The sequence below is a fragment of the Rheinheimera sp. genome (assembly GCF_020217005.1).
Lineage (GTDB): Bacteria > Pseudomonadota > Gammaproteobacteria > Enterobacterales > Alteromonadaceae > Pararheinheimera.
In genome coordinates, this window is record NZ_JAIWOI010000352.1 from 1 (window position 1) to 10,000 (window position 10,000).

The 10,000-nt window shown below is 47.9% G+C and carries 10 protein-coding genes; 7 read left to right on the plus strand and 3 right to left on the minus strand.

The genetic code is table 11. The features are described from left to right. Positions 1 to 171: 171 nt before the first annotated feature. The 3 genes from tsaB to LDL40_RS17310 all read right to left on the minus strand — a co-directional run bounded on the left by tsaB (position 172) and on the right by LDL40_RS17310 (position 3,257). Positions 172 to 891: a tRNA (adenosine(37)-N6)-threonylcarbamoyltransferase complex dimerization subunit type 1 TsaB gene (gene tsaB, locus LDL40_RS17300; protein ID WP_300996707.1), complete on the minus strand. Its 720-nt coding sequence runs from the start codon at positions 889 to 891 to the stop codon at positions 172 to 174. A 96-nt stretch (positions 892 to 987) separates the two neighbouring features. Continuing rightward, positions 988 to 2,907, minus strand: coding sequence for an ATP-dependent DNA helicase (locus LDL40_RS17305; RefSeq protein WP_300996708.1), 1,920 nt, complete (start codon positions 2,905 to 2,907; stop codon positions 988 to 990). An 89-nt stretch (positions 2,908 to 2,996) separates the two neighbouring features. Next, entirely contained in the window at positions 2,997 to 3,257 is a 261-nt protein-coding gene (locus LDL40_RS17310; protein WP_300996709.1) for a hypothetical protein, read from the minus strand. 448 nt (positions 3,258 to 3,705) lie between these two features. On the opposite strand from LDL40_RS17310, the gene hisG reads away from it, so the two are divergent. The 7 genes from hisG to hisF all read left to right on the plus strand — a co-directional run. After that, the gene (hisG, locus tag LDL40_RS17315) at positions 3,706 to 4,608 is read left to right on the plus strand and encodes an ATP phosphoribosyltransferase (RefSeq protein WP_300996711.1); all 903 of its coding nucleotides are present in this window, start codon (positions 3,706 to 3,708) and stop codon (positions 4,606 to 4,608) included. Positions 4,609 to 4,611: 3 nt separating this feature from the next. After that, entirely contained in the window at positions 4,612 to 5,955 is a 1,344-nt protein-coding gene (gene hisD, locus LDL40_RS17320; RefSeq protein WP_300996712.1) for a histidinol dehydrogenase, read from the plus strand. Then, positions 5,952 to 7,043, plus strand: coding sequence for a histidinol-phosphate transaminase (gene hisC, locus LDL40_RS17325; RefSeq protein ID WP_300996713.1), 1,092 nt, complete (start codon positions 5,952 to 5,954; stop codon positions 7,041 to 7,043). The genes hisD and hisC overlap by 4 nt, the downstream gene beginning before the upstream one ends. Further along, entirely contained in the window at positions 7,040 to 8,110 is a 1,071-nt protein-coding gene (hisB, locus tag LDL40_RS17330; RefSeq protein ID WP_300996715.1) for a bifunctional histidinol-phosphatase/imidazoleglycerol-phosphate dehydratase HisB, read from the plus strand. The genes hisC and hisB overlap by 4 nt, the downstream gene beginning before the upstream one ends. Next, the gene (hisH, locus tag LDL40_RS17335) at positions 8,110 to 8,712 is read left to right on the plus strand and encodes an imidazole glycerol phosphate synthase subunit HisH (protein ID WP_300996716.1); all 603 of its coding nucleotides are present in this window, start codon (positions 8,110 to 8,112) and stop codon (positions 8,710 to 8,712) included. The genes hisB and hisH overlap by 1 nt, the downstream gene beginning before the upstream one ends. Before the next feature lie 52 nt (positions 8,713 to 8,764). Then, positions 8,765 to 9,502 (plus strand): 1-(5-phosphoribosyl)-5-[(5-phosphoribosylamino)methylideneamino]imidazole-4-carboxamide isomerase, encoded by a 738-nt coding sequence (hisA, locus tag LDL40_RS17340; RefSeq protein WP_300996717.1) that lies wholly within the window; start codon positions 8,765 to 8,767, stop codon positions 9,500 to 9,502. After that, the coding region (hisF, locus tag LDL40_RS17345) for a HisA/HisF-related TIM barrel protein (RefSeq protein WP_300996718.1) at positions 9,484 to 10,000 on the plus strand (517 nt) is incomplete at its 3' end. The genes hisA and hisF, both read left to right, overlap by 19 nt.

Here is a 10,000-nt window from a genome sequence, read left to right on the forward strand (position 1 = left end):
CGAGAAGGCGCAGTCAACGCCGCTGCATCTGCAAGGACGACGCCTCAAGACCCTAAGTCATTGCTGTTGCAGCAAGGCGACCAGGCGTCGAGACCCCGGGAGCATAGCTCACCTATGTGACCGGGGCGAGAAGGCGCAGTCAACGCCGCTGCATCTGCAAGGACGACGGGTCTAACGGCCTGGTAGTTTTTGCCAGGTCACTTCGTCCCTCACATAAGTAGGCTCTGCCAGTTCTGCGGCAATAAACTGCCCTTGCCGGAACGGGATTGCCGCCAGACTCAACATATCCTGCGCTGAAGGGTACAGAATCACAGGGCTATGATGAACCACAGCAAGATCCTCTGATCCGCTATTGCCAGTTTTATGCCAGTCTTCCAACTGTTGTGGATAGGTTTGCCAACCCGTACCTACAGCGCAAATATGGCCTTTGAGCACCGGGCCTGGTAAAGCACCGGGTTTAGCCGCTACTTCAGTGCTTAAAGCTTGCATAATGCCCTGCTCATCCAACTGAAAACTGGCCAGATAGACTTCGTTCATCCTCGCATCTATGGCAGCGACCACCTGATGAGCCTGATGTAATCTGTGCGCAGCTTGGGCCATAGCCGCAAGAGTGGATACACCATAAACAGGCAGTTGTGCGCCAAAAGCTAAGCCCTGACAAACCCCAACACCAATACGAACACCGGTAAAACTGCCGGGGCCTTTGCCAAAGACCAAACCATCGAGTTGCTGCAGGGTTAAACCAGCTTCTGACAATAACTGCTGCACCATCGGCAAAATACGTTTGCTGTGTTGCTGTGGACAAACTTCATCCAAAGTCAGAATCTTGCCATCAAGAGTTAAAGCCACTGAACAAGCTTCGGTGGAGGTATCTAATGCCAGTAATTTCAACGGGCGACTCCTTTTCACAATTTTTAGCTTCTCTACTCAAAGTAACTGGAGTTGCACTAAGACAACATAGCTGCAGCTAAGAGAGCAAAGAGTATATTATTTGGGTAAATCCTGTAAAAACTTCACCGCCGCCTGCAAATCGCGGCTACGACGCATTGGTGGTAAGCTTTTCAAAAACACTGAGCCATAAGGCCGGGTCACTAATCTGTTATCACAAATCACCAATACGCCCCGGTCTGACACGTCTCGAATTAAACGGCCAACGCCTTGTTTTAAAGTGATCACAGCTTGGGGCAATTGCACTAAAGCAAAAGGATCCTGGCCTTTCATCTGGCAATCTTCGTTCCGTGCCTGCAATAAAGGATCGTCAGGCGAGGCAAAAGGCAATTTGTCGATAATAACACAGCTTAAAGTATCCCCGCGCACGTCTACGCCTTCCCAAAAACTGCCGGTGCCAAGTAATACCGCATGTTTGGTCTCAACAAACTGTTCAAGCAATAAACGTTTACTGGTGCTGCCCTGCACCAGCACGGGTAAAGATAAATGCTGTGGCAGCTCATTGGCCATCCATTGCAACATGCGATGGCTGGTGAACAGGAAAAAACAACGGCCCTGATTAGCCTCAATTAAAGGCACCGCCAATTTTAGCAGTGCTTTGCCCATACGGGCGTCATTGGGTTCAGGTAAATAACGAGGCACCAGCAACATAGCTTGTTGTTCATAATCAAAAGGGCTGTCGAGCAGCAGTGTATCGGCCTGCTGCAAGCCCATTTGTTCGATATAGTGGGCAAAGCCCTGATCGACCGACAAAGTGGCTGAAGTAAAAATCCAGCTGCGTTTTTCCGCAAACACCAGCTCACGGAATTTATCGGCAATACTTAAAGGCGTTAAATGCAGGCTGATATGTTGCCTGGTGGTTTCATACCAAAAACTGACGCCGGTTTTGCTGACATCCTGCAGTTTTTCCAGCTGAGTTTTCGCCAAAGCCAGTCGTTCAAAACAGTGATCCACCACTTCGTTACGACCCAAACTGCCTTTGAGCACCTGATACAACATGCCCATGGCTTCAGACACACGGGTCAGTGCCAGTTGCACCTCAGGCCTTTTGCTGCTATCCCGCCAGTTGCCACGCTCAGGTTCATCGGACCACAGCAAGCGCCAATCCCGTACTAAAGTGGCCAGTTTGTCTGCGGTTTTACTCAGTTGTGGATGGTCTCGCAATTCGGTTTTACAAATCAGTTCCAGCTCTTTACACAGGTCCAGTAAAGTACGGCTGGATAAAGTTTCGCCAAAATACTCACTGGCAATATCCGGAATTTGGTGGGCTTCATCAAAAATGACTACGTCCATATTCGGCAGCAGCTCACCAAAACCTGTGTCTTTTAATGCCATATCGGCGAAAAATAAATGGTGGTTTACCACCACTAAATCGGCCTGCATCGCCTTTTTACGCGCCCGCAGCAAATAACAATCTTCGTAAGAAGGGCAATCTTTGCCAAGGCAGTTATCTGCTGTACTGGTCACCAGAGGCAAAGCTTTGGAGTCTTCGGCTATATAAGTCAGTTCACCGATATCACCACTTTGAGTTTCGTTGGACCATTTTTTGATTAGGCTTAAGTCATTGATCACAGCCGCATCTGTGGTAGGTACATGCTGATAATGCTGCTCTAAACGGAATAAGCATAAATAATTGGAGCGACCTTTCAATAAAGAAGTCTCTATAGGTAAAGCCAAAGCTTTAAGTACTGTCGGCAAATCGCGGAAATACAGCTGTTCCTGCAGGTTTTTAGTACCGGTGGATAAAATCACTTTTTTGCCGGATAACAAAGCAGGCACTAAATAAGCATAGGTTTTGCCTGTGCCCGTGCCTGCTTCGACCAATAAAGCATTGCCGCCTTCAATGGATTTGGTCACAGAAGCCGCCATCAGCTTTTGCGGTTCACGGGCTTTAAAACCAGAAATAGCCTTAGATAAAGCCCCTTGTTCGGCAAAAGCCTGCTGCACTTGTTTTAGCATAAGCACACAGAGAGGTCAGAGCTGGCAGGTAAATAAGCAGACAACAGCATATAAAAGGCCCGGCAAGAATTTGCGCTATTATGCCTTGGCTAGATAAAAATATCTAAGTGTCCTTCATCATCCACATGCTGATCTTCCTCAGGAGTGGTTTCAGGAGCTGGTGGATAGTCGCCACGGCGACGCCTGTCCTGACGTTTTTTTTGCTGATCTTTTAATAAAATAAGGAAACGTTTTTCCTCTTTTTCATAAGCACTGATTTTGGCATCTTTAAAAACAGGCGCAACCATAGGCCCGCCCTGCTCTGCCGGCGTGCCTGGTGGTCGGTACAAATAGGGAAACAAGACGTCCATAAACCCTCCTTTGCCTTTTATCGGCAGCAAAGCAAATAACTTTATCTATACAACCTGATTATTTTTCAACCTTATTTTTAGAGCGCATTTTGCTTAAAATATTCAATCTGCTGTGCTTAAAAACCACAAGAACAACAATTAACCCATACAAAACAAAAACATAAACTAAAAACCTATCCAAAAATAAATCCAGATGAATCAAAAAATTCTGTTGCCTGAAACATAAAAAGCCGTTAGCTTGTATACATCTTAACGAGGAGTAACTTTCCATGACTATCAACATTCACTGGCATCATCACCATCATTTATCCGACTAGCCGGTCCGTGTTGACATTGGAGGCTAGGTCATAACCAGCCTCTGGTGGAAAAGTGAAAACCAATTCCAACTGAACCCCGGGGCTAAAATCCCGGGGTTTTTGTTTTACGATTTTATAAGGTACTAAATAACATGACTGTCACGACCAACAGATTACGTATCGCCATTCAGAAGTCAGGCCGCCTGTCACAAGACTCTCAGGCACTTTTAACCAACTGCGGTTTAAAAATTAATTTACGTGAACAACGCCTGATTGCTCATGTAGAAAACATGGATATCGACTTACTGCGGGTGCGGGATGACGATATTCCGGGTTTAGTGATGGACGGCGTCTGTGACTTAGGTTTTGTTGGCGAGAACGTGCTGGAAGAAGTGTCGTTGCAACGTCAGATGGACAACGAAACTTACGATTACACTGTGCTGGCTCGTTTAGACTTTGGTGGCTGCCGCTTATCTATAGCTGTGCCACAGGAAGAAGATTATCAATCCGTCAAAGATTTAGAAGGCCGCACTATAGCCACTACCTACCCGCGTTTACTCAATCGCTATTTAAAACAAAACGGCGTCAATTGTCGTATCGTCAATTTAAAAGGTTCGGTTGAAGTGGCGCCTCGGGCAGGCTTAGCCGATGCCATTTGTGACTTAGTCTCCACAGGCGCTACGTTAGAAGCCAATGGTTTAAAAGAAGTGGAAGTGATTTACCGATCCAAAGCAGTACTTATTCAGCGCCGTGATTTAGCGGATGAAAAACAACTGAAACTGATTAAAAAACTGATGCCCCGAATTCAAGGCGTGATGCAGGCCAATGAAAGTAAATACATTATGTTGCACGCACCACGAGCCCGTTTACAGGAAGTGATAGCTCTGCTGCCTGGCGCTGAAAATCCAACTTTATTGCCACTGGCAGGCAACGACGATTTAGTGGCTTTGCACGTAGTCAGCAGCGAAACTTTGTTCTGGGAAACTATGGAGCAACTGAAAGCCTTAGGTGCCAGCTCTATTCTTGTATTACCCATTGAAAAGATGATGGAGTAAGGCATGCAGTTTCAGATCAGCAACTGGCAACAACTGGATCAAACTGCGCAGCAGGCTTTATTAGAGCGCCCGCTGCAGCAGGAGTCCGACACTGTAAAACAAGCTGTGCGGGATATTATCCTAGCTGTGCGCACTGAAGGTGATGCGGCTTTGCAACGCTTTAGCCGCGACTTTGACAAGCTGCCAAGTAACCCTTTGCGTTTGTCGAACAAGCAGCAACAAAACTTAATTGCCTCTTTATCCGATGAGCTAAAAACTGCTATTGAGATTGCGTATCGCAATATCCGCACCTTTCACGCGGCGCAGTTGCCAGAAAATATCCGCATTGAAACTCAGCCCGGTGTGGTCTGCGAGCTGAATTACAGCGCTTTGGATCAGGTCGGTTTGTATGTACCAGGTGGAAGCGCCCCTTTGCCTTCGACTGTTTTGATGCTGGGTGTGCCAGCTCAACTGGCCGGTTGCCGCCGCGTAGTGCTTGTCACGCCGCCTGGTCAGCCTGAAGCGGGCGATATTGCCGCAGAGATTGTGTATGCAGCATCACTTTGTGGTATCACTGAGATTTATACTTTAGGTGGTGCTCAGGCTGTTGCTGCTTTGGCTTATGGCACTGAAACTATTGGCAAAGTGGATAAAATTTTTGGCCCTGGCAATAGATTTGTTACTGAAGCCAAACAGCAAGTCAGTCAGGATGCCCGTGGTGCTGCTATTGATATGCCAGCCGGCCCTTCTGAAGTGCTGGTGATTGCAGACGACAACGCTAACCCGGTGTTTGTAGCGGCGGATTTATTATCTCAGGCCGAACACGGCCCAGATTCCCAAGTGGTGTTGGTCAGCCCTTCTGAAGCTTTACTGGTCAATACTATCAGTGAGCTTAAACGTCAGACGGCTTTATTACCACGAGCTGAAATAGCACAAAAAGCCCTGAGCAACAGCAGATTGATTTTAACGCCGGATTTAGCCACAGCGGCTTTGGTGAGTAATCAATACGCGCCTGAACATTTAATTATTCAAACTTCTGACGATCAGGCTTTGCTTGGCAAACTGACCAACGCTGCCAGTATTTTTGTTGGCCCTTACACGCCTGAATCGGCAGGTGATTATGCCAGTGGTACTAACCACGTATTGCCCACTTATGGCTATAGCCGTAATCACAGCAGTTTAAGTCTGGCCGACTTCTATCGTCGTTACACAGTGCAAAGCTTAACAGCAGCTGGCATGCGCGATTTAGGCCCCACTATTGTCAAACTGGCTAAAGCAGAAGGATTAGATGCGCACGCCAATGCCGTCTCTTTTCGTTTGGCAGAGCTTGAGCTTTCAGCAAAAATTTCAGAGGAAAATCGTCAATGAGCCGTATCAGTTCTTTAGCCCGGCAAAAAGTGCAACAACTGGTGCCTTATGCTTCAGCCCGCTTAAGCATGAGTGGCGGCTCGGTGTGGCTCAATGCCAACGAAAACTCCTTAGCAACAGACTACGAGCTGTCAGGCCAATACAACAGATACCCGGATTGTCAGCCAAAAGAGCTGATCAGTGCTTATGCATCTTACGCTGGCGTAGAAACCAATCAGGTACTGACCAGTCGTGGCGCTGACGAAGGGATTGAGCTTCTTATTCGTAGCTTCTGTGAACCAGGACAAGATGCCATCAGCATTTGCCCGCCAACTTATGGCATGTACAAAATCAGCGCCGAAAGTCAGCTGGTGGATGTCAATATAGTGCCTTTAACCAAAGATTTAACTTTGGATCTGCCAACTTTATTTGCGCAAAAAGCCAATGTAAAACTGGTATTTATTTGTAGCCCCAATAACCCTACAGGAGATTTAATACCTCGTGAGCAAATTGTCGAGGTACTGGAGTTTTATAAAGACAAAGCTTTAGTGGTGGTTGATGAGGCTTATATTGAGTTTGCACCAGAAGCTTCTGTGGTTGGTTTATTAAATCAATACAGCAACTTAGTGGTACTGCGTACTTTATCTAAAGCCTTTGCTTTGGCAGGCCTGCGTTGTGGTTTTACTTTGGCAGAGCCTTCAGTCATTGCCGCTTTACGCCAGATGATTGCGCCCTACCCTGTACCAGCCCCTGTGGCTGAAATTGCAGTACAGGCGTTATCAAGCCAGGGCCAGCAAAAAATGCGTGCCACAGTGGAGCAAATCAACAGCTTACGTGACAGCTTTAGCGCTTTTGCCGGGACTCTGAGTTATGTAAGCCGTGTTTATCCGTCCAAGGCCAACTATGTACTGCTTGCCGTACCTGACGCCGCTGCTTTGGTCAGCTTTATTGCTGAGCAAGGGGTGCTGATCCGTAACCAATCCAGTCAGTTGGGTTTAGGTCAGGTGGTGCGGGTGTCTATAGGTTCGCCTGATGAAATGGCGCAGTTACAACAAATTATGTCGTCTTATTCTTTATCACCAAATTCAGAGAAACAGGAGTCTTTATGAGTGCCAAAGCAATTTTATTTATCGACCGTGACGGCACTATGGTGGAAGAACCTCCAATAGATAAACAACTGGATTCACTGGAAAAACTGGCGTACGAGCCGGATTTGGTGCCTTCATTACTCAAATTGCAGGCCGCTGGTTATTCCTTAGTGATGGTCACCAATCAGGACGGTCTGGGCACCAGCAGTTTCCCGCGTGATACCTTTGATGCGCCGCAGGAAAAAATGATGCAGCTGCTGAATTCACAGGGCATTCGTTTTGACGATATTCTGATTTGCCCACACTTTGATAAAGACAACTGCAGCTGCCGTAAGCCGAAGCTAGGGTTAGTCAAAGATTATCTGCAGCAAGGTAAAGTAGATTTCACCAACTCTTTTGTCATTGGCGACCGTTTAACCGACGTGCAACTGGCCGAAAATATGGGCCTGCCGTCCTTCCGTTATGACCGTGACACTTTAGGCTGGAAAGAAATCACCAAACAGCTGTTAAGCAAAGGCCGTAAAGGCAGCGTCAATCGTGTCACCCGCGAAACTGATATTCAGGTGAACGTCGATTTAGACCAGCAAGGCGGCAACGTGATTGAAACCGGCGTTGGCTTTTTTGACCATATGCTGGATCAAATTGCCACCCACGGTGGTTTTAGCCTGCAACTCAAAGTCAAAGGCGACTTACACATTGACGATCACCACAGCGTGGAAGATACAGCCTTGGCTTTAGGTCAGGCGCTCAAACAAGCGCTGGGCAATAAAAAAGGCATTACCCGCTTTGGTTTTGTCTTACCTATGGATGAATGCCGCGCTGAATGTGTGCTGGATTTATCCGGCCGTCCGCTACTGAAGTTTGATGCTGATTTAGGTCAGGGTTCTGTCGGCACTCTAAACCTGGAGATGGTGCACCACTTCTTCCGCTCCTTAAGTGATGCCATGCTGATGACGCTGCACTTATCCGTCAGCCCTGGCAATAAACACCATATGGTCGAAGGTTTATTTAAAGCCTTTGGCCGGGCTTTGGGTCAGGCGATTAAAGTATCAGGCGAAGCCCTGCCAAGCAGTAAAGGAGTACTTTAATGTCTTTGGTGATTGTAGATACCGGCTGCGCCAATATCAGCTCTGTCTATTGTGCCTTCCAGCGTTTAGGTGTGGATGCCAAAGTCAGCCGCGATTTAACAGTGATTAAAAACGCCAGCCGTTTATTAGTACCAGGTGTTGGCGCTGCCCGTCAGGCGATGGCGAATTTACGTGAACGCGATTTAATTGCCACCTTACAACAGGCAGAGCAGCCACTACTGGGCATTTGTTTAGGCATGCAGCTGTTGACCGACCGCAGCGAAGAAGGTGATGTCGACTGTTTAGGTTTAATACCAGGTCAGGTCAAACGGATGCAAGTCGGTGATTTACGCCTGCCTCATATGGGCTGGAATACTTTGCAGGTGGAACAGAGTGCGCAAAACCACCCTCTGCTTAAAGGCATAGGCGCAAAAGATTATGTGTATTTTGTCCATAGTTTTGCAGTTGCGCCATCCGATACCACTTTAGCCCGCTGCCATTACGGCAGTGATTTTGCCGCTGTGATTGGCCAAGGCAATAAGCTGGGTGCGCAGTTCCACCCTGAACGTTCAGGTGCTGTGGGTGCTCGTTTATTACAGAACTTTCTGGCTTTTAATGGTTGATTTTGAGCTGTTACCATTTTTTTGATGCGGCCTTGCCGTTACAGGATAAAACGTGATTATTCCAGCTATAGATTTGATACAAGGTAAAACAGTGCGGCTCTATCAGGGCAGCTACGATAAAACCACTGAATATCAACAAACTCCACTGCAGTTGCGCGATTTATACGCCAAAGCTGGCGCAGGTATTTTGCATCTGGTGGATTTAACAGGGGCAAAAAACGCCGCTGACCGTCAGCTTGAGCTGTTAACCAGCTTAATGAAAAACGCTCCTCTGCCAGTCCAAGTGGGTGGTGGTGTGCGCACAGCAGCTGATGTAGAACAGTTATTAGCAGCTGGCGCCAGCCGCGTAGTGGTTGGCAGTGTGGCTATTCGTGAACCAGCAACAGTGCAAGGCTGGTTACGTAGGTATGGTGGCGACCAAATAGTGTTGGCGCTTGACGTGGCTATTAATGCCAAAGGCGACAAAACCTTGCCAAGCCACGGCTGGATTGAAGAGTCCACTATCACCCTTGAGCAAGTGCTGGACGGCTTTATTGCCGCAGGTGCAAAACATGTGCTGTGCACCGACATCAGTAAAGACGGTACTTTGCAGGGCCCTAATGTGGCTTTGTATGCCGAGCTGGTGCAAAAGTACCCCCAAATTCAATGGCAAGCCTCGGGCGGTGTGGGCTCTTTGGCGGATATCAAAGCCTTAAAACCAACTGGCGTAGCTGGAGTCATTTTAGGCCGGGCTTTGCTGGAAGGTAAGTTCACCGCAGAGGAGGCTATCCAATGCTGGCAAGACGCATAATACCTTGTTTAGATGTGCGCGATGGTAAAGTGGTCAAAGGCGTGCAGTTTCGTAACCACGAAATCATTGGCGATATAGTGCCTTTGGCCAAAGCCTACGCCGAACAAGGCGCAGACGAGCTGGTGTTTTACGATATCACCGCCTCCAGCGATGGCCGTGTGGTGGATAAAAGCTGGGTGCGCCGTATTGCAGAAGTCATCGACATTCCGTTTTGTGTCGCCGGTGGTATTAAATCTGTCGCTGACGCTGGCTTAATACTGGAAATGGGCGCAGATAAAATTTCTGTCAATAGCCCTGCCCTGGCACGACCTGAACTGATTAACGAGCTGGAACACAGCTTTGGTCAGCAATGTGTGGTCATAGGCATCGACAGCTTTTTTGATAAAGAAACAGGCCAGTACCAGGTCTATCAGTTTACCGGCGATGAAAGCCGCACCCAAAAAACCCGCTGGCAAACGCTGGACTGGTTACAGCGGGTGCAAGAGCTGGGCGCTGGTG

Excerpts from the sequence above, each read along its gene's own strand:
- LDL40_RS17305 (WP_300996708.1), bottom strand. The coding sequence starts at position 2,907 with ATGCTAAAACAAGTGCAGCAGGCTTTTGCCGAACAAGGGGCTTTATCT.
- LDL40_RS17310 (WP_300996709.1), bottom strand. The coding sequence starts at position 3,257 with ATGGACGTCTTGTTTCCCTATTTGTACCGACCACCAGGCACGCCGGCA.
- hisG (WP_300996711.1), top strand. The coding sequence starts at position 3,706 with ATGACTGTCACGACCAACAGATTACGTATCGCCATTCAGAAGTCAGGC.
- hisD (WP_300996712.1), top strand. The coding sequence starts at position 4,612 with ATGCAGTTTCAGATCAGCAACTGGCAACAACTGGATCAAACTGCGCAG.
- hisC (WP_300996713.1), top strand. The coding sequence starts at position 5,952 with ATGAGCCGTATCAGTTCTTTAGCCCGGCAAAAAGTGCAACAACTGGTG.
- hisB (WP_300996715.1), top strand. The coding sequence starts at position 7,040 with ATGAGTGCCAAAGCAATTTTATTTATCGACCGTGACGGCACTATGGTG.
- hisH (WP_300996716.1), top strand. The coding sequence starts at position 8,110 with ATGTCTTTGGTGATTGTAGATACCGGCTGCGCCAATATCAGCTCTGTC.